This is a genomic window from Leucobacter sp. USHLN154 (assembly GCF_037145595.1).
Lineage (GTDB): Bacteria > Actinomycetota > Actinomycetes > Actinomycetales > Microbacteriaceae > Leucobacter > Leucobacter alluvii.
In genome coordinates this window covers 48715-69134 of sequence record NZ_JBBCXF010000008.1, presented here as the reverse complement: position 1 = coordinate 69134, position 20420 = coordinate 48715, and the positions used below count along the sequence as shown (strand labels likewise).

The 20420-nt window shown below is 68.3% G+C and carries 23 protein-coding genes; 15 read left to right on the top strand and 8 right to left on the bottom strand.

What is annotated here, in order from left to right:
• Positions 1-186: 186 nt before the first annotated feature.
• Complete coding sequence (locus WFH23_RS13955) at positions 187-453, top strand: helix-turn-helix domain-containing protein (protein ID WP_090153046.1); 267 nt, start codon at positions 187-189, stop codon at positions 451-453.
• Positions 454-469: 16 nt separating this feature from the next.
• On the opposite strand, the gene WFH23_RS13950 is transcribed toward WFH23_RS13955, so the two are convergent.
• Positions 470-847, bottom strand: coding sequence for a hypothetical protein (locus tag WFH23_RS13950; RefSeq protein WP_336662974.1), 378 nt, complete (start codon positions 845-847; stop codon positions 470-472).
• Positions 848-982: 135 nt separating this feature from the next.
• Entirely contained in the window at positions 983-1795 is an 813-nt protein-coding gene (locus tag WFH23_RS13945; RefSeq protein ID WP_336662973.1) for an endo alpha-1,4 polygalactosaminidase, read from the bottom strand.
• Between the two features lie 73 nt (positions 1796-1868).
• Here WFH23_RS13945 and WFH23_RS13940 point away from each other — a divergent pair, with 73 nt between their 5' ends.
• On the top strand, positions 1869-2810 hold the full coding sequence (locus tag WFH23_RS13940; RefSeq protein ID WP_336662972.1) for a 2-hydroxyacid dehydrogenase: 942 nt from the start codon (positions 1869-1871) through the stop codon (positions 2808-2810).
• Between the two features lie 31 nt (positions 2811-2841).
• Here WFH23_RS13940 and WFH23_RS13935 read toward each other — a convergent pair whose 3' ends face one another.
• Complete coding sequence (locus WFH23_RS13935) at positions 2842-3771, bottom strand: LysR family transcriptional regulator (RefSeq protein ID WP_336662971.1); 930 nt, start codon at positions 3769-3771, stop codon at positions 2842-2844.
• 151 nt (positions 3772-3922) lie between these two features.
• On the opposite strand from WFH23_RS13935, the gene WFH23_RS13930 reads away from it, so the two are divergent.
• From WFH23_RS13930 to WFH23_RS13890, 9 genes are all read left to right on the top strand, one after another.
• On the top strand, positions 3923-4393 hold the full coding sequence (locus tag WFH23_RS13930; protein ID WP_141653265.1) for a hypothetical protein: 471 nt from the start codon (positions 3923-3925) through the stop codon (positions 4391-4393).
• 134 nt (positions 4394-4527) lie between these two features.
• Positions 4528-5913 carry a glycine--tRNA ligase gene (locus tag WFH23_RS13925; RefSeq protein WP_336662970.1) on the top strand — a complete coding sequence of 462 codons (1386 nt, stop codon included), beginning with the start codon at positions 4528-4530 and terminating at the stop codon, positions 5911-5913.
• Between the two features lie 206 nt (positions 5914-6119).
• Positions 6120-7286, top strand: a complete 1167-nt coding sequence (locus WFH23_RS13920) for a CPBP family intramembrane glutamic endopeptidase (protein WP_336662969.1) — start codon at positions 6120-6122, stop codon at positions 7284-7286.
• Positions 7279-8808 (top strand): hypothetical protein, encoded by a 1530-nt coding sequence (locus tag WFH23_RS13915; protein WP_336662968.1) that lies wholly within the window; start codon positions 7279-7281, stop codon positions 8806-8808. Before WFH23_RS13920 ends, WFH23_RS13915 begins: the two co-directional genes overlap by 8 nt.
• A 116-nt stretch (positions 8809-8924) precedes the next feature.
• Positions 8925-9362, top strand: a complete 438-nt coding sequence (locus WFH23_RS13910; protein ID WP_090153019.1) for a YtxH domain-containing protein — start codon at positions 8925-8927, stop codon at positions 9360-9362.
• Positions 9359-9823 carry a phage holin family protein gene (locus tag WFH23_RS13905; protein ID WP_200331955.1) on the top strand — a complete coding sequence of 155 codons (465 nt, stop codon included), beginning with the start codon at positions 9359-9361 and terminating at the stop codon, positions 9821-9823. The genes WFH23_RS13910 and WFH23_RS13905 overlap by 4 nt, the downstream gene beginning before the upstream one ends.
• Complete coding sequence (locus tag WFH23_RS13900; RefSeq protein ID WP_090153010.1) at positions 9820-10080, top strand: DUF3618 domain-containing protein; 261 nt, start codon at positions 9820-9822, stop codon at positions 10078-10080. The genes WFH23_RS13905 and WFH23_RS13900 overlap by 4 nt, the downstream gene beginning before the upstream one ends.
• A gap of 169 nt (positions 10081-10249) precedes the next feature.
• Complete coding sequence (locus tag WFH23_RS13895; protein ID WP_336662967.1) at positions 10250-11041, top strand: uroporphyrinogen-III synthase; 792 nt, start codon at positions 10250-10252, stop codon at positions 11039-11041.
• Positions 11042-11044: 3 nt separating this feature from the next.
• Entirely contained in the window at positions 11045-11464 is a 420-nt protein-coding gene (locus WFH23_RS13890; RefSeq protein WP_336662966.1) for a hypothetical protein, read from the top strand.
• 93 nt (positions 11465-11557) lie between these two features.
• Here WFH23_RS13890 and WFH23_RS13885 read toward each other — a convergent pair whose 3' ends face one another.
• From WFH23_RS13885 to WFH23_RS13875, 3 genes are all read right to left on the bottom strand, one after another.
• A complete protein-coding gene (locus WFH23_RS13885) occupies positions 11558-12133 on the bottom strand; it encodes a nitroreductase family protein (protein WP_211649530.1) in 576 nt (191 codons plus the stop codon).
• A gap of 103 nt (positions 12134-12236) precedes the next feature.
• Positions 12237-13220, bottom strand: a complete 984-nt coding sequence (locus WFH23_RS13880; RefSeq protein WP_336662965.1) for an AEC family transporter — start codon at positions 13218-13220, stop codon at positions 12237-12239.
• Between the two features lie 44 nt (positions 13221-13264).
• Complete coding sequence (locus tag WFH23_RS13875; protein ID WP_211649528.1) at positions 13265-14146, bottom strand: LysR family transcriptional regulator ArgP; 882 nt, start codon at positions 14144-14146, stop codon at positions 13265-13267.
• An 87-nt stretch (positions 14147-14233) separates the two neighbouring features.
• Here WFH23_RS13875 and WFH23_RS13870 point away from each other — a divergent pair, with 87 nt between their 5' ends.
• A complete protein-coding gene (locus tag WFH23_RS13870; protein ID WP_090152989.1) occupies positions 14234-14851 on the top strand; it encodes a LysE/ArgO family amino acid transporter in 618 nt (205 codons plus the stop codon).
• A 20-nt stretch (positions 14852-14871) separates the two neighbouring features.
• Here the strand turns inward: WFH23_RS13870 and WFH23_RS13865 are convergent, their stop codons facing one another.
• Both WFH23_RS13865 and WFH23_RS13860 read right to left on the bottom strand, forming a co-directional pair.
• Entirely contained in the window at positions 14872-15618 is a 747-nt protein-coding gene (locus tag WFH23_RS13865; RefSeq protein ID WP_336662963.1) for a response regulator, read from the bottom strand.
• Positions 15615-16850, bottom strand: a complete 1236-nt coding sequence (locus WFH23_RS13860; RefSeq protein ID WP_336662962.1) for a sensor histidine kinase — start codon at positions 16848-16850, stop codon at positions 15615-15617. The genes WFH23_RS13865 and WFH23_RS13860 overlap by 4 nt, the downstream gene beginning before the upstream one ends.
• 202 nt (positions 16851-17052) lie before the next feature.
• Here WFH23_RS13860 and WFH23_RS13855 point away from each other — a divergent pair, with 202 nt between their 5' ends.
• Genes WFH23_RS13855 through WFH23_RS13845 form a run of 3 tightly spaced genes read left to right on the top strand, consistent with a single transcriptional unit; the run spans position 17053 to position 20248 of the window.
• The gene (locus WFH23_RS13855) at positions 17053-18054 is read left to right on the top strand and encodes a tripartite tricarboxylate transporter substrate binding protein (protein ID WP_336662961.1); all 1002 of its coding nucleotides are present in this window, start codon (positions 17053-17055) and stop codon (positions 18052-18054) included.
• Complete coding sequence (locus tag WFH23_RS13850; RefSeq protein ID WP_336662960.1) at positions 18051-18707, top strand: tripartite tricarboxylate transporter TctB family protein; 657 nt, start codon at positions 18051-18053, stop codon at positions 18705-18707. Before WFH23_RS13855 ends, WFH23_RS13850 begins: the two co-directional genes overlap by 4 nt.
• Before the next feature lie 2 nt (positions 18708-18709).
• Positions 18710-20248 carry a tripartite tricarboxylate transporter permease gene (locus WFH23_RS13845; RefSeq protein ID WP_336662959.1) on the top strand — a complete coding sequence of 513 codons (1539 nt, stop codon included), beginning with the start codon at positions 18710-18712 and terminating at the stop codon, positions 20246-20248.
• Positions 20249-20420 lie beyond the last annotated feature (172 nt).

The following is a 20420-nucleotide window of genomic DNA, read 5'->3' as shown; positions in this document are numbered from 1 at the left end:
ACTGCAAGGGGGACCTTGTGGGAGAGTAGGACACCGCCGGACACCTTTTACAGAAAGGGTCGTACAGTGTAAGCCAGAGACGGCACACACTGTACGACCCTTTCGCCATTTCAGGGCCTGGAAGGCCCCGACAGTGTGACTCATGGTCGGTGGACTCATAGTCCGCACGACCGGCAAGGTGGTTGAGTGGAGATTCCAGCTCATCGCAAAGCCTTCGGGTCCCGTCTTCGTGAGCTGCGGGTCGCTCGCGGCTGGAGCTCTCAAGAAGCATTCGCGTTGCACGCAGGCCTCGACCGCACGTACGTCAGCGGAATCGAGAGCGGACGCCGCAATCCGACTCTCGACGTTGCAGCGCGCATCGCGGGTGCCCTGGAGGTGCCGCTGTCCGAGCTGTTCAGCCAGGTGACGCTCGACATGGGCGCATCCGCACTCGCGGACGCCGCGAACCGGTAGCTGCTCCTCGCGCGAGTCACCAGCGGCTCTCGAAGACTCGCTCGCTCGGGATGGCTCGGAGGAGTCTCGCGTACTTCGCCTGGAACTCGAACTCATCGGTGCGGCCGAGCTCGAGTTCGATGAGAGACGGGTGGGGGCGTCGCGTGCCCGGAAGTCTCGTGAGGTGCTGCGCCTTGTCGGTGCTCGGCGCCCAGATGGTGACGTGCGCGCGCTCATCGGTTCCGGGGATCGGGAGCTCCACGAACTCGCTGCCCGGCGGGAATGACTCGGCACGCGTCAGCCATTCCCAGAGCCGGGGATCATCGCCGTACAGTACGGTGGCACCCTCGGGATCGATGTCGTCGAACAGTGCGATCACGAAGGGTTGGAAACCGGGGGAGCCGTCGGGTGCCATGAGCTTCTCCATCTCATTTGCGCGTCGTCGTGCCCCCGCACCCCGCCGCCCTGCAGGCGGGTCCATGTGACGCATGGTCTACACCGTTCATTGTGCCTCATGCCTCCGACACTCGCTGAGCCGGGTGTCGCGACCTCAGCGGCAGGTCGAGAACTCGTACGTTGAACTCCCCGGGCGCGACAGCTGCCGATCCCGCAGGACGACGGAACGCGGGGTTTCTGGGTCGGCGCACATCTCGGAGAACGCCCGCGGCAGAGCATCGTCGTATTCGATGTCGATGACGGCGGCGCCGTACACCTCCGTGTAGCGTGCGCATTCCGAGTACGCCGCGCACTCCTCGGTGATCGCGAAGTCGAAGCCGGCACGCCGGTGCAGCAGCTCGGCATCTTCGGCAGAGTTCTTCTGAGCCGCGGCAAGCCCCGCATCGTGCGCGACGCGCACGTAGGCGGTTGCAAGGGCGAGATTGTCCTCGCGCGCGAGCGCTCCATCGCTCCGGGTGTACGTGTCGAGGTTGTCGAACTCCACTGCGTCGAACCCGGCCTGTGCGCATGCGTCGATCCAAGGCGATACGACCTCGAGGATGCGTTCACGAGATGAACGCGACGACGTGTCGAGGAGTGTCTCATCGGGCCAGTCCGGATCGGCCACGAACTCCGAGCCTGCGCGCAGGAGTGCCTCGTCTGGCCAGATGCCGCGCTCGCCCGGCTGCGTCTGGAAGCCGTTCACGTAGCAGATCGAGTACCGAGCCGGATCCGGCTCGTCGAGACGATCCCGAGCGACGATCTCCACTTCAGAGTCCGGCTCGTAGCCGCCGCCCAGCTGATAGTCGGGTATTCCGCCCTTGGGAGGGAGGACGACGGCGCCGGCGGGCGGGGACGCGCAGCCGGCGAGCAGCATCAGCATGCACCAGGCCAGCGCCCGTCCGCCTCGCTTCCCGCGACTCGTCATGTCTGATCCTCCCGGTGCCGCACGCGCTGTGCCGCAGCCTCTCGATGCTACAGCTGACGCTAGACTCGCAGCCATGAGTGACCTCGTCGTGTCTCTGCCATCGGACCCCGGACTCCGCGAGGCGGTGGGTGACGTCGACGGAGTGGATTTCTGTGCATGGGACCTCGACGGACCGGCGCCGCGCGACGAATTCGATATCGTCGTACCGCCGTACTGGGGAGGCGCCCGCCCGCTCGCGCATCTCTCCGAGGTCGAGGCGAGGCTCGTCCAGTGGCAGTCCATCGGGTACAACGGCGTGGCGAAGCACCTCCCCGAGGGCCTTCCTCTCGCGAACGCTGCGACGGTGCACGAGGGTTCGACCGCCGAGCTCGCTCTGGGACTCGCGCTCGCCGCGCAGCGCGGGATCCCCCAGTTCGTGCGCGACAGTGATGTGGAACGGTGGCAGCTTCGCTCGCTTCCGAGCCTGGCCGACCGTCGCGTGCTGCTCATCGGCTACGGGGGCGTGTCGAAGGCGATCGAGGCGAGACTCGCCGGGTTCGAAGTAGAGATCACCCGCCTCGCGCGCACCGCCCGACGAGAAGAGAACCTGGCCGGCGACACCGTCGAAGTGCGCGGATTCGACTCGCTGCACGAGTGCCTCGCCGACGCGGAGATCGTCATGCTCGCGGTGCCGTTGACCGACGGTACGCGGGGCCTGCTCGACGGTGCAGCGCTCGCGGCATTGCCCGATGGGGCCCTGATCGTGAACGTGGCGCGCGGCCCGGTCGTCGACACGGACGCGCTCGTCGCCGAGTTGCAATCGGGTCGATTGCGTGCAGCGCTCGACGTCACGGATCCCGAGCCCCTTCCCGCTGGGCACCCGCTCTGGAAGGCTCCCAACGTGCTGATCACCCCCCACGTGGGGGGAGACTCGAGCGCAATGCTCCCGCGCATGTCGGCGCTGATTCGCCGTCAGATCGCCCACTTGCAGCGCGGCGAGGCTCCGGAGAACCTCGTTCTCGGGACCTGGGGCTGAGTCCGCCCGAGCGACCCGGGGCGCGGATCCCTCAGCGGTGCTGGTGATCCGAAGCGGTTTCGCGGGGCGCTGTCAGCAGCTGGAAGAACTCGACGGCGGCTCCGACAGCGGGATCGGGTTTGCGCCCGACGCGATAGCGCAGAGAGATCTGGCGCGTGCCGAGTCCGGGAAGCTCGTGAGTCTCGACCCCTGTCAACGTGAACTCCTGCAGGGCGAGCTGGGGAAGGAGAGCGACGCCCTCTCCGGCGGCGATGAGGGCGAGCGCCGACTGATGGCTCGCGTACCGGTGCGGAGAGGTCGTCGAGGATCTGAGCCGCTCGCGTACCCGCTGAGCCGCGTGATGCACGCCTGAACTGCGGTCGACCTCGAGCCAGGGGAGCCGCAGCTGATCCAACGCGATCACGCCCATCGTCGCCTGCGTTCCCGCCGGGGCGACGAGCACCCACGGGTCATCGAGGAGTGCGACCTCGCGCATGCCTGGACCGAGGGGCGGTGGCGGTATCGATTCGTCGCGCTCGATGGCGACGAGATCGAAGGCGGCGGTGCGGAGGCCCCGCAGGAGATCGGGGAGGTCGCCCTCGACGGCCTCGAGGTGGACGCCGGCGAGTTCCGTGCGCCAACGGGGGAGCGCAGGTGCGATCACGCCGCTCAGGAAGCTCTGAAACGCGCCGAACCGCACGGTGCCGCTCGGCATTTCGCTTGCCGCTCCGACGCGAAGGGCGGCCTCGTTGACCTCGCGTTCGACGTTCTCGGCGAGTTCGACGAGCTCGCGACCGGCAGCGGTCAGCGTGACACCTCGGGGGCTCCGCACGACCAGCGGCACACCCACCTCCGCCTCAAGCCTCGCGAGCTGCTGAGACACCGCCGACGGCGTGAGGCTCAACGCCTCCGCGGCGGCCAGAACCCCGCCGCTGCGCGCGATCTGGAGCAGGAAGGGCAGTCGGGAAACCGCAATTCTCATATTCAGAAATTCTACATCCGGTATGACGAAAGATTCGATTGTGCTGGATCGCGGAGCGTTCGAAAATTGACGAGTCGGCACGTCGGGCCGGTGGGGGCATCGGTCGGGGGTTCCTGAGGCGTGTCCGAAAACGAGTGGGAGGCGGGCGGCGTTGGAAACGTTGATCGGGAGCGTACTGGGCTGGGTGGGGACCCTCGGCACATTCGTGGCGTACGTGCTGATGCTGCGCGGTACCTGGTCGCCGTCGACGCGGGCCTATCTCACGTTGAACACCGTCGGCGGACTGCTCGCCGCGGGCGGCGCGCTCGCATACGGGGCGTGGCCCTCGTTCGCGTCGAACATCGTGTGGGGTCTCATGGGCGCCTACGGCCTGCTCGCGACGTTCAGGCGCAGGCCGGCGCCGATGTGCGCGGAAGACGTGCCCGGGTCACCCTCCGCGTCGGCGGCGACGCTGGCGATGACGGTGCCCCTCCCGGTGCTGCCGCTCCCGCAATCGCCCTGGGATCCCAGCAACACCGTGGCGGCGCCCATCAGCCTCCCGTGGCTGCCGCGCGCCGACACCGCCGAGACTCCTTCGAAGCTCACTGCGAGCCAGACGCAGCCCGCCGCGCTCGCAGCGTAGCGGGCAGCAGCTCACCTCTCGACAGGCACCGTCGGGATGAGCGGCATCGGTCGGTAGACTGGGCGTCTCTGCCGTTGCGTCACGAGCGCATCGGCGCCAAGATCCCCGCTTGCACCTTGGAGTGATACAGAATTATGGCTGAGCAGTCCCGCCTCGATAAGGTCATCGCCCTCGCCCGCCACCGCGGCTTCGTCTTCCAAGCGGGTGAGATCTACGGCGGATCGCGCTCCGCGTGGGATTACGGCCCCTTGGGCACCGCGTTGAAGGAGAACATCAAGCGCCAGTGGTGGAAGGCCATGGTGCAGAAGCGAGACGATGTCGTCGGCATCGACTCGAGCGTCATCCTTCCGAAGCAGGTGTGGGAGGCTTCAGGGCACGTCGAGGTCTTCAGCGACCCGCTGATCGAGTGCCTGCACTGCCATAAGCGCTACCGCGAAGACCACCTCATCGAGGCCTTCGAGGAGAAGAAGGGGCGTGCTCCGAAGGACGGGCTCGCGGAGATCGTCTGCACGAACTGCGGCACCCGTGGGCAGTGGACGGAGCCTCGCGCATTCTCCGGTCTGCTCAAGACCTATCTCGGCCCGGTCGACGACGAGGCCGGCATGCACTACCTCCGCCCTGAGACCGCGCAGGGGATCTTCGTGAACTTCGCGAACGTGCTCCAGGCAGCGCGCATGAAGCCGCCGTTCGGCATCGGACAGATCGGCAAGAGCTTCCGCAACGAGATCACGCCGGGCAACTTCATCTTCCGCACGCGCGAGTTCGAGCAGATGGAGATGGAGTTCTTCGTCGAGCCAGGCACGGACGAGGAGTGGCAGGAATACTGGATGAACGAGCGCATGGCGTGGTACGTCGGCCTCGGCATCGACCCCGAGAACCTGCGGTTCTTCGAGCACCCGAAGGAGAAGCTCTCCCACTATTCGAAGCGCACCGCCGACATCGAGTACCGCTTCGGATTCACCGGCGGAGAATGGGGCGAGCTCGAAGGCATCGCGAATCGCACCGACTTCGATCTCTCGACGCACTCGAAGCACTCGGGCAAGGATCTCAACTTCTTCGACCAGACGAAGAACGAGCGGTACACGCCGTACGTGATCGAACCAGCAGCCGGCCTCACCCGCTCGCTCATGGCCTTCCTCGTCGATGCGTATCGTGAGGAGGAGGTCGCGAACGCGAAGGGCGGCACCGATAAGCGCACGCTGCTCGCGCTCGATCCGCGTCTCGCGCCCATCAAAGCGGCGGTCCTTCCGCTGAGCCGCAACGAGGCGCTGTCGCCGCTCGCGCGGGAGATCTCGCAGGAGCTCCGCGATGACTGGAACGTGGACTTCGACGATTCGGGGGCCATCGGGCGTCGCTACCGGCGGCAGGACGAGATCGGCACGCCGTTCTGCGTGACGGTGGACTTCGACTCGCTGGACGATAACGCGGTGACCGTGCGCGAGCGCGACACGATGGAGCAGGTGCGCGTGCCGCGCGCAGAGCTGCACGCCTTCCTCGCCGAACGCCTGCGCGGAGCCTAGCGAAACGCAACGCGTTTCGGTCGGCTCCGGTGACGCGGAGCGTCAGCCCATGGAGCGTTCTCGGGCCGAGCCCCCGGTCGCCAGGCCGAGCCCCTATCGGGAACACGTTCGTTCGATAGGGGTTCGGCGCGCGCGCAGGGATTCGGTGTCGAGGGCTGACGACACGCCTCAGGCGTCTGCGGGTGGCGGGTGAGAGGATAGGGATCATGACGAGCACTGGATCCGAGCCTCCCGAGCTTCCCGAGCGCCCTGAGTTCCCCGCCCCGCAGCAGCCCGGCGCGCCGGGTGCGCAGCAGGGCGGTCCAGCACCTGAGTGGGGTTGGGTGCGCCCGCAGGCGGTGCTGCAGACCGTGGAGACGGAACCCCTGGAATATCATCGCCTGCTCCGTGGCGTCGCGAATTACCGCTGGTGGAAGCCGTTGCTGCTGTTGCTGCTCTCCGCCGTTTACTTCGGTATCTTCACCGTCATCATCAGCATCGCCTTCGTTCCGATCCTGATGACGGACCCCGCTTACCTCGAGGGCATCGTCTCCGGCGAGGGGGACGTGCTTGATACGCAGGTACCGGTGTCGGTGCTGCTCTCCCTGGTGTCGATCATCATCATGATTCCGTCGGTGATCCTCGCGATGCTGACCCTCGGCATGCGTCCCACCGGGCGCATCTGGTCGGTGGCCGGCCGCATTCGGTGGGGATTGCTCGGCCGCGTCTCGCTCGCGGCACTGCTCGCCGTCATCGTGATGAACGTCGCTGGAATCGCGCTCGAGATCGCGATGGACCCCGCTTCGTTGACGGAGACCGCGGAGACGTCCTCTTCGGGAGCGGACTTCGACTGGACGGCGGCCTGGACGTCTCTGATTCTGGTCGTGCTGCTCGTTCCGCTGCAGGCGACGGCTGAGGAAGTCGTCTTCCGCGGTCTGTTCATGCAGGTGCTCGGATCGTGGCTGAAGAGCCCGTGGTTCGGGATCATCATTCCCTCGGTCGGTTTCGCGCTCGCCCATATCTATGACATCTGGGGCCTCCTCGCAGTGGGCGCCCTCGGGCTCGTCGCCGGCTGGGTGACCTGGCGCACCGGTGGTCTGGAGGCGGCCATCGCCATTCACATCGTGAACAACCTCATAGCCTTCGGCTTCATGACCTTCGCCGTCGGCGGCGAAACTGCCCAGGTCGAGGCGACCGGAGGCCCGGGGTCGTTCATCGGTTCGCTGGTCGGATATGCCCTGTTCATCTGGCTCGTGCTGCGCATCTTCCGCAAGCACGGGTACGGCCGCTCGCGCATCGATCTCGTGCAGGTGCCGGTGACGGAGCCGGCTCTCGCGGGCGGAGCGCCGATGACCGGCGGCGGGGCGCCGCAGGGTCCGCAGCAGCATGGTTGACGTCTATGTCATCGGCGAGGGCCCAGTGGAGCTGGCGGCGGCTCTCGAATTCGCGGAGGTGGGCCTCAGCGTGCGCATCGGTCGCGCCGCGACGTCCGGTGGCGCGGCGTTCGCCGCTGGAGCTGCCGATGGTGGCGGTGCCGACCGAGCTGACGAGGCTAGAGCCGGGTTCTCGCCCGATGAAGTCACGGATCCAGACGGAACGCTGCGGGCGTTCCTCGACCATGTGGCGTCGCCCCTTTCGCCGGGTGGCGCACCGTTGACCGGTGCTCGGCCGATCAGCGAGGCGCCGGTGCCGGTGCTGTTGCGCGGCGCAGACCGAGCATGGACGATGCAGCCAACGCCCGCGGTCCTGGGGATTCCCGCGGTGCCGCTGTCTCGAGAGAGCCTCGCGGTGCTGGGGCGTCGCGGTGCCGCGCGCGCATTTCTCGATCGCGTGCGCCCCGTGCTGACGATCGGCAAGACGCGCTCGCTCGGTCGCCTCGTACGATCGCGGCTCGGGAAGAGCGCGTTCGACCGGCTGGTGGACCCCATCGCGCGAGCGAAGTACGGCGTGAGCGCCGATCAAGTCGACGTGGCGATCGCTGGCCCAGGGCTCAATGAAGATGTCACCACAGCCGGGTCGCTCTGCGGTGCAGCGCTCGCGTACGCAGAACGGCATGTTGCACGTGAAACCCGCGTGCGACCCAGTGCCGGCTGGGAAGCGCTCCGCGAAGCTCTGCTCGAGCGACTCGCGCTGTACGGCGCCGAAGTGGCTGGTGCGCCCGTCGTCGGCGTCCGCCGCATCGGGGCCGCGGCCGGTGACGAATCAGACGCCGCTGACGGTCCGGGCGCCGGTGACGCCTCTGCCCCCGGCGCCGACAGTGATCGCGGCGAAGCGACCGAGTGGCTGATCGAGGAAGCGGGCGTGCGGATCCCGGCGAGCGCCGTCGTGATGGGCGACCGCGCAGTCGGTTTGCCCGGCGTGCCCGCCGAGGGGCAAGTCCCAGAGGCATCATCGATGCGATGGGTCGCGGAACTCGACGTGACGGCACCTGACTTCGTCACGGCCGCTCGCGCAGTGGCAGGCCGGCGTGCGGCACTCGAGACGGTTGCCGCGCCGAACGGCGAGCTGTGGAGCGTCGCCTGGGAGAGCGCGCTCGGCGATTCCGAGGCCTCGACGTGGCGGATCCGCTTCGCAGGGCCGGCTCGAGACGTCGACGGGGCGGGTGCTCCACGAGCTGAGGCGCTCGCCGACGTTCGCGCCGCGATCGACACGATGCTGCGCGATGTGCTCGACACCTCGGGGGCGCGGCGCACGGATCCCGACCTGCCGGTCGACCTCCGCATGGTGCCGGCTCTGTTCGCGAGTGTCGAGGCACGCGACCGCTCGCTGCTCCATACCACTTCACCGGTCGCAGCGGAATCCACTTGCCTGAGGGTGGGTCCCGCAGTGCATAGTGGAGACCTCGCTGCAGCCGTCGCTGAGGCTCGAGAGCGGTCGGTGCACCTGCGCCGAAGGCTCACAGGCATCGCTGAGTGACGACAGCGGCGCGAGATGGGGGAATCGCCGGAGAAGCGGCCCCCAAGCGCTGCACCCGCACCCGCACCGGGAGTAGGCTGGGCGAAGACCAGGAACCGCCACGAACTGGAGGCATCATGAAGGGCAAGATCGCATTCGTTCTCGGCGCAGCTGTGGGGTACGTGCTCGGTTCACGTGCCGGACGCGAGCGCTACGAGCAGATCAAGCGTGGCGCAGAGCAGGTGTGGAACACCCCATCAGTGCAGCAGGGCGTCGACGCTGTGCGCGACGCGACCCGGGGAACCGTGGAGAACGTGAAGGACACGGCGCTGCGCGCCGGGAAGAACGCCTTCGCTTCCCTCGTCGGGGGGCAGAGCCGCTCGTCGTCGCAGTCCGGTGCAGCTCCGCAGCGCAGCGCCTCGTCGCAGCATGCCGCGTCGTCCCAGCACGCATCCTCGGTGCCGGCTCAGCCGAGCAGCACCCCGAAGAAGTCGCCGAGTGACTCGTCGACCTCCGCGCAGGCTGACTCCGCGGACACCAACGCGTCCGCGGAGGCGGACGGAGGGAACGCATGAGTCGAAGGAAGGACGAGGCCGGCACGTTCGAGCTGCTGACCCGCCTGCCGCATCAGATCGTCAGTCTGGCGAAGATCGAGTATCAGAACGCCAAGCGCGAGATCATCACGAAGGCCAAGCGCGCAGGGATCGGAGCCGGTGCGATCGTCGTCGCGCTGTTCTTCCTGTTCTTCATGCTCGAAGCTCTCGTCATCGCGGCGATCGCCGCTCTCGCGATCGTCTGGCCGTGGTGGCTGGCGGCACTGGTGGTGGCGGCCGCGCTGCTGCTGCTCGCGGCCGTCGCGATCCTGGGCGGGATCGCGCTGATCAAGCGGGGCAATCCGGTGCCGGAGGAGACGCTCGACCGCGTCGGCGGAGATCTCTCTGCGATCGGTGAGGTGCGTGTGAACGCAGAACCGACCGCGACGCACCATTCCGCGCGCGAAATGCCGCGCGTCGGTGAAGAAGGGAACTGGCGATGAGCTCCGAAGAGAAGCGCCACGGCATCGCCGAAGCGGATCAGGCCCGAACCGAGCTGTACGACACGCTCTCACAACTCAAGGTGCGATTGAACTACGCCCAGCGCGTCGACGACGCCGTCGAGGACGCGAAGGTGCGGATCGCCGAGGAGAAGCGGGACAACCCGGCAGGCTTCGGGGCAGGAGTCGCCGGCGTCGCGGTGCTGGCGGGCCTCGCTGTCTGGGGCATCGCATCGGCGGTCGCGCGACGCTTCTCCTGATTCGCGCGCAGGTCACAGTTCTATTTCGTTCACCCCGGGAACCGTCGTCGTTTTGCTTCGGCGCGGTGGCAGGGTAAGAATAGGGTCAATGGATTTCCGGGAAGGGCCCGTATGCAGCTCTGCGCTGCAGGCGATGGCCATTCGTATTGGTATCGAGTGAGTGGGGTGTATGTCTGCTGAGGCGAAGCCGCTCAATGGCCTTCGGGTGCTCGTTCCTCGGGGCGGTACCTGGGGCGATCTGGTCTCAAGAGCCCTGCGTGAACGCGGTGCGCACACGGTCATCGCACCGCTCGTCGACTTCGCGCACACGAGCGAAGAAGACAAGCTCGTCAGCGCGCTGAAAGACCTCGAGGCCGGTGCGTTCGACTGGTTGACGGCGACGAGCTCAACAGTCGCCGACGTGCTCAAGCACCACAACGCGGTGATCCCTCCGGAGACGAGTGTCGCTCTGGTCGGAGAGGCGACGGCCGTCGCCTTCACCGACGCCGGATATCCCATCACCCGGACGCCGAGCGAAGAGAACAGCACGCATGCGCTGCTCGAGGAGTGGAGCGAGATCGAGACGGACGCGGTGCTGAAGGTGCTCACGCTGCGTTCCGATGTGGCGATTCCCGTGCTCACCGAGGGGCTCATGGACCGCGGGCACGACGTGACCCAGGTGCTCGCGTTCCGCACTGTCGGCGTGCCCGCATCCGTGCACATCCGAGAGGACATCGAGTCGGGCCGCATCAACGCGCTGCTCGTCGCTTCGGCGAAGATCGCCGAAGAGGTCGCGGCGCAGTTCCCGGACCTCCCCTCCGACACGATCGTGGCGTGCGTCGGCGTGAACACGCTCGAGACCGCTGCGGAGCTCGGACTCCCCGCAGATGCGGACGATCCGTCGCACCCCGACTACGCGCTCAAGCGCGCGCTCATCGAGACCGTCGAATCGGTCATCGACCAGAGCGACATGCTGGACTGACCGATGGCACGAGTCGAGGTGCACCCCGATCGCGTGGTGATCCGCATGACCGCTGCCGAGCGGTTCGCCGCGATGCGCCGCCGGGACATCGTGCTCGATCGGTCGGCGATCACATCGGCCATCGTCACGGACGACCCGTGGGTCTGGGTGCGTGGCGTGCGAGTTCCCGGTGCCGCCATTCCCGGCCGCCTCGCGGCAGGAACCTGGCGCAATTTCACCGGCAGGGATTTCGTGCTGGTGCGCAGAGGCCGGAAAGCGGTCGTCATCGACTTCGAGAACCCCGAGGGCGCCGAAGAGGATCACGGCTGGCACGGCGAATTCGACCACTTCTCGCGGGTGATCGTCTCATCGGTGCACGCGGGTGAGCTCATTCAGGCCCTGCGGCTCGATGGCGGCGAGACCGCGGTCGATACCGAAGCCTGACGGGCCAGCGCGCGGCGAAGCCGGACGAGAACCGGTGCATGCCCGCTCGGTGCTGGATAACCCGGTACCGAGGCGAGGTGCGGGGCCAGCGGGTCAGTCGCGGACGAGCACGAGCGAGTCGAGATCGAGACGCGTGCGCGGGGCGAGCTCACGTTCGCGGAGCACTTCGGGAAGGCTGTCAGCTGAGCCGAGCTTGCCGATCGCGCTGATCGAGACCGGCACGAGACGATCCTCCAGATCGAATGCGGCGCGGATGGCGTCGCGGTCGAACCCGCCGAGCTGATGCAGGTGCAGGCCCTCCGACGTCGCTTGCACGCTGAGGTGCGCGACCGCCTGTCCGAGGTCGTATTCCGCCCACGGCCGAGCGTTGCCCTCGGCGTCGGTGGTCTCCGCGACGTTCACGATGAGTGCGCCAGCGTTCACCGCCCATTCGCGGTTGAACCCGACCAGGGTCTCGGTGATCCGAGCGAAGATCTCACCGCCCCTGCGTGCGATGATGAACCGCCACGGCTGGGTGTTGTTCGCGCTCGGCGCCCAGCGGGCGGCCTCGAGGATACCGCGGAGAGCGCCCTCAGGGAACGAGTGCGTGGTGTCGAAGGCGCGCGGGCTCCAGCGTTCGGCGAGAGATTCGATGACGGGTGCGCTGGTGATTGCGGTGCGCGGGCTCACGATGGGGCTCCTCAGGTTGTGCGAACGGGGTATCCGACTGACTGCAACTGCGGGGGCGCGCGGACTATTCCCGGTTCGAAGGCGAACGTGGCGGCTGCTCGATTCAGCCGAGGAGCCAGGCGACGCCCGCGATGATCGGCAACGACGCGAATGTGGTGAGGAAAACGGTGTCTCGCACCATCGTCTCTCCGCGTCGGTAGGTGGCGGCGTAGTTGTACACGTTCTGCGCGGTCGGCAGTGCCGCGATGGTCGTGGCGACGAAGACCTCGTGCGCGCCGAGGCCGAAAGCGGTTGCGAGGCTCCAGGTGACCACGGGCATGAGCAGCAGCTTGAGCGCGGAGGCAGCGAAGACCGCGGCGCGGCCGGTGCCACGCTGGAGGGCGCGCTGCCCGTAGAGCGAGATGCCGAAGCTCAGCAGGACCATCGGGATGGCGGCGTCGCCGAGCATTTCGAGCGGGGCCGAGACGATCTCGGGGATGGGGAGGCCGATGAGCGCGACGATGAGGCCGAGCACCGACGCGATGATGATCGGATTGGAGGCCGCGCGTCCGAGCGCGGCGAGGGCGCCGTGGAAGGCGCCTCGAGGCCTCGGCGCGGACGCCGCGGCAGCCTCTGCCTCGGGAGCGCCGTCGACGAGTCTGCCGGTGCGCGTCGCCTCGAGCATCGACAGAATGGTCGGCGCGAAGCAGAGCAGCTGCACGAGAATCAGCGGCGCCACGTAGGCGGCGTCGCCCAGGATGTACACCGCCACCGGCAGCCCGAGATTGTTCGCGTTGACGTATCCCGAGCATGCCGCGCCGAGTGTCGTCGTCGCCAGGTCGCGCTTGAACCAGAGACGGGAGGCGATGACGAAGACGGCCGCGACGATGACAGCGGCGAGACTCGTGATGAGGATCACGGGTGACAGGATGACGCTCGGGTCGCTCTGTCGGAGCACGGTGAACAGCAGCGCCGGGGTTGCGACGAAGAACGCCACATTGTTCAGCACGCGGCGCTGGTCGCCCTGCACGACTCCGAATCGAGCGGTGAGGTATCCGGCTCCGATGATCCCGAGAATGAGCGCGAACCCCTGCAGCACTCCGAACATTCAGCTCCTCCCGGCCCCTCCCATCCTAGGGGGAGGCCCGGAGATCACCCGAGCGCCGCCGCTGCCTCTGCGGCGATGATCCGGGAGAGATCGTCGAGCACGGGGGAGTCGAGTTTCCAGCGCTGCCAGAAGAGCGGCATGAGGATCGGCCGGTCGCCGAGCGCGACGAGGCGCCCGTCGGCGAGCCCGGCTGCGCACTGCAGTTCGGGGAGCATGCCCCAGCCCATGCCGAGTTCGATGGCGTGCGCGAACTCGGCCGATGATGGAATGAAGTGGCGCGGCGGTGCGACGGTGGTCCGCGTGATTCGGCGGATGAATCGCTGCTGGAACACGTCGTGCCGATCGAACTCCAGCTGCGGAGCCGTGGCGAGCGCGGCCCCGGTGACGCCATCCTCGAAGTGACGCGCTGCGAAGGCTGGGCTCGCTACGGCGAAGTACCGGTCGGTGCCGATGCGGGTCGAGGTGCATCCGGGCACGGCGGTGGAAGTCGCGGTGAGCGCGGCCATAGCAGCGCCGCTGCGCAAGCGCTCGGTGGAGATGGTCTCATCCGCGCGCATCACCTCGAATGCGGCGCCGGTTTCGCGGGAGGCTCGGGCCAGCGCCGGAACGAACCACGTGGCCAGCGAATCGGCGTTCACGACGATCGGGATCAGCGTGCCGGTCGCCTCGTCAGCGCCGAGCTCCGCAGCGACATCGACCGCGATCTGCTGCACCTGACGGGCTGCGCGCAGCGCGACGGCTCCGGCAGCGGTGACGGTGACGGGACGCGTGCGCTGGAGCAGGACCGTTCCGACCCGCTGCTCCATGGCGCGCACGCGCTGGCTGATCGCCGATGGCGTGATGTGCAAGCGCCGCGCCGCGCCTTCGAAGCTCCCCTCGTCGAGGATCGCAGCGAATGTGGCGAGGTGCTCGACGGGGAAGTCCATGCTCCGATCTTAAGCAGAATTCATGATGGTGAAGGATATGCACGCAGGTTCAATGAGGTCCTCCGCCTCCGCGCAGCGTACGTTCGAATGGTGATCATTCCTTTTCTCATCGGCGCGGGCAGCGGACTATCGCTCATCGTCGCCATCGGCGCTCAGAACGCGTTCGTCTTACGGCAGGGCATCAGGCGAGAGCACGTGCTTCCCGTGGTGCTCATCTGCGGACTCGCCGACGCGATTCTGGAGTTGCTGGGAGTCGCCGGGATCGGACTCGTCGTCGAACGCGCACCGGTGCTCCTCGAGATCGTGCGCTGGGGCGGCGTCGCCTTTCTGCTCTGGTACGCCTGGTCGGCGGCGCGTCGAGCCCTGCGCCCCGCCGGGCTGGTCGCCGGACAGGCCGACGCCGCGTCACTGCGGCAGACCGTGACGGCCTGCCTGGCGATCACGCTGCTCAACCCGCACGTGTACCTCGACACGATGGTGCTGATGGGGTCGCTGGGGAACGCGCAGGGGGATCCGGATCGCTGGTGGTTCGTGCTGGGCGGGGCCCTCGCGAGCCTGTGCTGGTTCTTCCTCCTCGGGTACGGCGCACGAGCGCTCACGCGCTTCTTCGAGACCCCTCGATCGTGGCGCATCCTCGACTCCGTAGTGGCTGTCACGATGCTGGTGATCGCGGCGCGCATCGCCTTCGGCGGCATCGGCGCCTGAGGCCAGAGCTCGGGAGAGGGCTAACCGGCGGGCGGCGGCACCAGGCGGTAGAGCACCTCGGGGCGCCCCCGCTTGCCGTAGCGGTGCGCGAGGTCGATCGCACCGGTCTCGACCAGATGATCCAGATAGCGTCTCGCGGTGGCGCGGGAGATCTCGCACCGTTGCGCGAGCTCCACCGCGGAGAGCGGAGCCACGGGATCGAGCGCGGAGAGCACCGCCGACAGGGTCACCTCGGAGATGCCCTTCGGCAACGCGGCATCGGCCTGATCCCGCTCAGCGCGCGCCGGTGCGCGGAGGTCGATCCGCCCGGTCGACTGCAGGCGATCGATCTCCCCCTGCCCGAGGGTTATTTCCCGCGCGGCGGCTGCGGCATCCCGGCGTTCGTCTCGGTAGCTCGCGAGGCGCGCATGCAGGGCCTGCTCGGTGAACGGCTTGACCAGATACCCGATGACGCGCGCCGCGAGCGCCTGCCGCACGGTCACCTGATCGCGGGACGAACTGATCACGAGTACGTCGGGAGAGGCCTCCCGCACCGTGCGCAATCGGTTCAGCACCTCGATGCCGCTGACGTCGGGCAGACGCATGTCGAGGAGCACGAGATCCACGTCACCGCGCAAGCTGTGCTGCACGGCCGCGCGACCCGTGCCGACCGTCGCCGTCACCGCGAACCCTGGGGCCCGCGACACGTAGTGCCCGTGCAGCTTGCGCGCGCCGGCATCGTCGTCGACGACGAGCACGCGAATGGGGGCCGGATCAGACGGGCTCATGTGCGCGCCTCGAGCTCGAAGCGGAACCGGGCGCCGCCCAGATCGGATCGCCCGACCTCCACGGTGCCGTGCCGGTCGGCGATGACGCGTCGCACGAGGTCGAGCCCGATGCCGCGCCCGAACCCCGTGGCGTCGCCCTTCGAGGAGAAGCCGCGCGCGAACACCCGGTGAGCGGTCGGCGCCGCGATTCCCGGTCCGTCGTCGGCGACCTCGCCGTGCAGCACGCCGTCGGCCTCGATGAGTGCGCAGCGCACCCGAGTCGCGCCCGCTTCTCCCGCATTGCGGCAGAGATTCGCCAGCACCAGGGTCACGTCCTCGTCGACATCCCGCTCGACGTCGATGGCCGTCTCGAGCACGGCTCCGAGCCCTCCGAGCTCCGCCCGCAAGGCGTCGAGCGTCGCGCGCAGCAACGGGTGGTGGACCTCGGCGGGACCATCGCTCTCGTCGATGGGAGCCGCGCTGGCGATGTACGCGAGCGCCTCCGTCGTATCGCCGTGGGAGACGAGCCCGTGGATGACGTGGAGTCGCGTGTGGAACTCGTGGGTCTGCTCCCGCAGGGCGGCGGACGTTCGCCGCATGCTCTCCGCCTCCGTGGCAAGCGCATCGAGGCGGCGGAATCGTCGCTCGAGGAGCGCCGCGAGTGCGGAGCTCGCGAGCGTGCCGATGAGCAGGGCGCCGAGAGCCCAGGGCAGCAGCTGGCGGAGCGCCCCCTCGAAATCGGCCGATATGCGCGACTCGAGAATGCCGACGGAGAGGGAGCCGATCACAGCGGCGGCATCGTCGCGGACCGGTACCTTCGCTCGCAGCGTGGTGCCGATGGTGCCGCGTTCGGTGCCCAGGAACTCCTGCCCGGCGAGCACGTCGTCGATCGAGGTCGACACGTGCCCGCCGCGCAGCGCGGGGGTGGGGTGCGTGATCCGGATGCCCCGATCGTCGGTGATGACCAGGTAGTCGACGCCGGCCGCCTGCTCGACGACGTCTGCCAGTGGTTGCAGTTCGCGCGTTGCATCGCCGACGTCGTCACCCGTGCGTTCGAGTACCGAGCGCACCTGGTCCAGCTGCGCCAGGCTGGTCGCGACGTCGCGCACCCGCTCCCCGGTGGCCTCGCGAATGCTCGACTCCTGCACTGAGACAGCGATGCTCGTGGTGACCCCGACGCTCGCCAGGACGAGCAGGGTCGGGAGCAGCAGGATCGCGAGCCGCGCGAAGCGCGACGTCGACCAATGCGGCATCGCAGCACCTCCTGTCACAACCGTCGCCTTCCGCTTCCTCGCCCGCCCCGGATCCGCGCGGCGGTGCGAGCCCCGGATCGCGCCGCTGCGATCACCGTGAGCATTTATGAGCACAAATCGCGTGGAGCGGGCGCGCACGGGAAATGGTTGACATCTTATAGGCGTCAGTGCGGCACAACGGCGTCCGCACGAAGGAGTGAACATGACAGATACACCGCAACGAAACGTGCGCCGCACGGTGCTGCGCGTCATCGGCGGCGCGATCGCTGCGTGCGCCGTCGGCGTGGCCGCATTCGGATCGATCAGCTCCGCGTCGGCCGGCAGCGACATCCACTCGTCATTGACCATCGTCGCCCCGGCCGCAGCGGGTGGCGGCTGGGACACGGTCGCGCGCGAGATGCAGCAGGCGCAGCGTGCGAACGGCCTGAGCACCAATGTGCAGGTCGTCAACATGCCGGGAGCCGGGGGCACGATCGCCCTGGGCAACCTGTCGACGCTCGAGGGGGAGGCGAACACGATGCTGGTGGGAGGCACGGGGCTGCTCGCCGCCACCATCCAGTACGGCTCGGATGCGACGCTCGACGACGTCACCTCCCTCGCCGTCGTGTTCGAGGAGTACGACGTCATCGTCGTGCCGGCCGACTCGCCCTATGAGACTCTGGACGACCTCGTCGAGGCCTGGCGCGACGACCCGAAGTCGATTCCGTGGACGGGAGGCGGCTCGTTCGATCAGCTCGTCGTCACCGATCTCGCGCTCGCCGCGGGGATCGAGCCCACCGAGACGACGTACATCTCCTCGGACGGCGGCGGCGAGGCCGTCGCAGCGCTGCTGAACGGCACGGCCCAAGCCGCAACCGGGGGCTACCCCGACAACATCGACCAGATCGAATCGGGCAGGCTTCGGGCGCTCGCGATCGTCGCCGAGGAGCCCATCGAGGGAATCGACATCCCGACGGCGCGCGAGCAGGGCTACGACATCACGCTCGCGAACTGGCGCATGCTCGCGGCACCGACGGGGCTCACCGAGGAAGAGACCTCCGGGCTCAGCGAACTCGTCGCTGACACGCTGGCGACGCCCGAGTGGGCAGCCGCCGTCGAGCGCTACCACTGGACCGAACAGGTGATCACCGGCGACGACCTGGACGCGTTCCTCGCGGAGGAACGGGTTCGGATCGCTCGCCTGTATGAGGAGATGGGGCAATGACGCCGACCAGCAACCCGACCGCGATGTCCGCGGTCGTCGGCGAGGAGATTCGCTTCTCGACCGGGAGCCCGCGCACGACCGCCTGGCTCAAGCATCTGATCATGCCGGTGCTGCTGCTGGCATTCGCCGCCTATCTCGGCTTCGGCATGCTCACCATGCGCGTTCCCGAGGGCACCGCATTCCCCGGCCCGCGCTTCTTCCCAGCGATCATCGCCGGCGGGCTCGTGCTCTTCGCGATCCTGCTCATTCTCGCCGCGGCGAGGCAGCTTCGCGCCGACAGCGCCGCACGTACGGCTGCGACTCGCCAGGTCGATGACTTCGAACTGCTCAGCTCGGAGCACGACGCGCTGGCGGAGCGCGACGGAGCGACGGGCGATGGAGCTGCGCGTGATGGAGCGCGCGCGGTCAAGATCGACTGGCGGTCCCTCGCCTGGGTGATCGGATCGTTCGCCGCGTTCGCCCTCCTGCTCGACGTGCTCGGGTGGGTCATCGCGGCCGGCCTGCTCTTCTGGTGCGTCGCACGCGGCTTCGGCTCTCAGAAGCCGATCGCGAGTCTCGTGACGGGCTTCACCGTGAGCTCGCTCGCCTACATCGCGTTCGACATGGCGCTCGGCATGTCGCTGCCCTCGGGCATTCTGGGCGGGGGGTTCTGACCATGGAATCACTCCAGCTCCTGATGGAGGGCTTCGCCGGAGCCCTCACCTGGCAGAACCTCGTCTGGGTGCTCGTCGGCTGCCTCCTCGGCACCGCCGTCGGCGTCATGCCGGGCCTCGGCTCGTCGATGGCGGTGGCGCTGCTGCTGCCGGTCACGTTCTCGCTCGAGCCCACGGCCGCCTTCATCATGTTTGCCGGCGTCTACTTCGGCGGGCTCTTCGGGGACTCGACGATGGGCATTCTCATGAACACGCCGGGCCAGGCCTCGGCAATCGCCTCGACGTTCGAGGGCCACAAGATGGCGTTGAACGGCAAGGCCGCGCAGGCGCTCGCGACCGCTGCGATCGGCGCCTTCGTCGGCGGGTTCATCGCGTCGATCCTCGTCGTGTTCCTCGCGCCGGCGCTCGCCGACTTCTCCTCGAGCTTCGGCCCCGCCGAGTTCCTCGCGCTCGCGGTCTTCGCGTTCGTCGCAACCTCCTCGGTGGTCACCGATAACGCGGTGAAGGGACTCGCAGCGCTCTTCATCGGTCTGGGCATCGCGGTGATCGGGATCGACGGCGCCTCTGGCGCACCGCGCTTCACCCTCGACTCCCCGTTCCTGTTCGACGGCATCTCGCTGGTCACCGTCACCGTCGCGGTGCTCGCGCTCGGCGAGGTCATCTACGTCGCATGCCTCGAACGGCACATGAACGACAAGGCGATCATCAAGCCGAAGGGGCGCCCGTGGCTGTCGAAGGCGGAGTTCCGTGAGGCGATGCCGGCGTGGCTGCGCGGCACCGTCATCGGCGTCCCGTTCGGCGTGGTGCCGGCCGGCGGCTCGGAGATCCCGACCTTTCTCGCCTACGGTCTCGAGAAGCGGCTCGACGCGCGTCGCAAGACGCCCCGCTTCGGCACCGGTGCGATCCGCGGTCTCGCCGCCCCCGAGGCTGCCGGCAACTCGACGACGGGCATGGCGATGGGCGCCCTGCTCGCACTCGGTCTCCCGATCTCGGCGACCGCCGCGATCATGCTCGCCGCCTTCCGCCAGTACGGCCTGCAGCCGGGCCCGCTGCTCTTCGAGCGCGCCCCGGACCTGGTGTGGGTGCTGCTCGCGAGCTTCTTCATCGCGATGATCGTGCTGCTCATCCTGAACCTGCCGTTCGCGATGCTGTGGGCGAAGCTGCTGCTGATCCCGCGGCCGTACCTGTATGCCGGAATCACGGTCTTCTGCGCCCTCGGAATCTATGCCACGTCGGGCTCGATCTTCGACCTGTTCCTGTTGCTCGGCATCGGATTCGTCGGATTCCTGATGCGGGCGCTCGACTTCCCGATCGCACCGCTGATCATCGGCATGGTGCTCGGGCCGCTTGCGGAGACGAGCCTGCGCGACGCCGCGATGAGCGCGAACGGCGATTTCTCGGTGCTGGTGAGCGGGCCGATCACGATGGCGCTGTACGGACTGCTGCTGCTCGTGCTCGTCTTCGCGGTGCGGGGGCGGATCGTCGGTCGGCGCCGCGCGAAGGCGGCCGAGGCGGCCGATCGGCAGTCGGTCGGGGCGTAGGCGCTCGGGTGCGGTCTCCGTGAGAGGTGGGGGGGGGGGGGGGGGGGGGGGGGGGGGGGGGGGGGGGGGCCGCCCCCCGCCCGCGCCCCCCCCCCCCCCCCCCCCCACCTCTCACCGAACACTTGGCGCCGGGTCAGGAACGCCGCGAGGAACGCCGCAGCGCTCGCACGGC

Bases quoted from the DNA above. Each gene is read 5' to 3' on its own strand.
- WFH23_RS13950 (WP_336662974.1), bottom strand. From the start codon at position 847: ATGGCACCCGACGGCTCCCCCGGTTTCCAACCCTTCGTGATCGCACTG.
- WFH23_RS13945 (WP_336662973.1), bottom strand. From the start codon at position 1,795: ATGACGAGTCGCGGGAAGCGAGGCGGACGGGCGCTGGCCTGGTGCATG.
- WFH23_RS13940 (WP_336662972.1), top strand. From the start codon at position 1,869: ATGAGTGACCTCGTCGTGTCTCTGCCATCGGACCCCGGACTCCGCGAG.
- WFH23_RS13935 (WP_336662971.1), bottom strand. From the start codon at position 3,771: ATGAGAATTGCGGTTTCCCGACTGCCCTTCCTGCTCCAGATCGCGCGC.
- WFH23_RS13925 (WP_336662970.1), top strand. From the start codon at position 4,528: ATGGCTGAGCAGTCCCGCCTCGATAAGGTCATCGCCCTCGCCCGCCAC.
- WFH23_RS13920 (WP_336662969.1), top strand. From the start codon at position 6,120: ATGACGAGCACTGGATCCGAGCCTCCCGAGCTTCCCGAGCGCCCTGAG.
- WFH23_RS13915 (WP_336662968.1), top strand. From the start codon at position 7,279: ATGGTTGACGTCTATGTCATCGGCGAGGGCCCAGTGGAGCTGGCGGCG.
- WFH23_RS13910 (WP_090153019.1), top strand. From the start codon at position 8,925: ATGAAGGGCAAGATCGCATTCGTTCTCGGCGCAGCTGTGGGGTACGTG.
- WFH23_RS13905 (WP_200331955.1), top strand. From the start codon at position 9,359: ATGAGTCGAAGGAAGGACGAGGCCGGCACGTTCGAGCTGCTGACCCGC.
- WFH23_RS13900 (WP_090153010.1), top strand. From the start codon at position 9,820: ATGAGCTCCGAAGAGAAGCGCCACGGCATCGCCGAAGCGGATCAGGCC.
- WFH23_RS13895 (WP_336662967.1), top strand. From the start codon at position 10,250: ATGTCTGCTGAGGCGAAGCCGCTCAATGGCCTTCGGGTGCTCGTTCCT.
- WFH23_RS13890 (WP_336662966.1), top strand. From the start codon at position 11,045: ATGGCACGAGTCGAGGTGCACCCCGATCGCGTGGTGATCCGCATGACC.
- WFH23_RS13880 (WP_336662965.1), bottom strand. From the start codon at position 13,220: ATGTTCGGAGTGCTGCAGGGGTTCGCGCTCATTCTCGGGATCATCGGA.
- WFH23_RS13875 (WP_211649528.1), bottom strand. From the start codon at position 14,146: ATGGACTTCCCCGTCGAGCACCTCGCCACATTCGCTGCGATCCTCGAC.
- WFH23_RS13870 (WP_090152989.1), top strand. From the start codon at position 14,234: ATGGTGATCATTCCTTTTCTCATCGGCGCGGGCAGCGGACTATCGCTC.
- WFH23_RS13865 (WP_336662963.1), bottom strand. From the start codon at position 15,618: ATGAGCCCGTCTGATCCGGCCCCCATTCGCGTGCTCGTCGTCGACGAC.
- WFH23_RS13860 (WP_336662962.1), bottom strand. From the start codon at position 16,850: ATGCCGCATTGGTCGACGTCGCGCTTCGCGCGGCTCGCGATCCTGCTG.
- WFH23_RS13855 (WP_336662961.1), top strand. From the start codon at position 17,053: ATGACAGATACACCGCAACGAAACGTGCGCCGCACGGTGCTGCGCGTC.
- WFH23_RS13850 (WP_336662960.1), top strand. From the start codon at position 18,051: ATGACGCCGACCAGCAACCCGACCGCGATGTCCGCGGTCGTCGGCGAG.
- WFH23_RS13845 (WP_336662959.1), top strand. From the start codon at position 18,710: ATGGAATCACTCCAGCTCCTGATGGAGGGCTTCGCCGGAGCCCTCACC.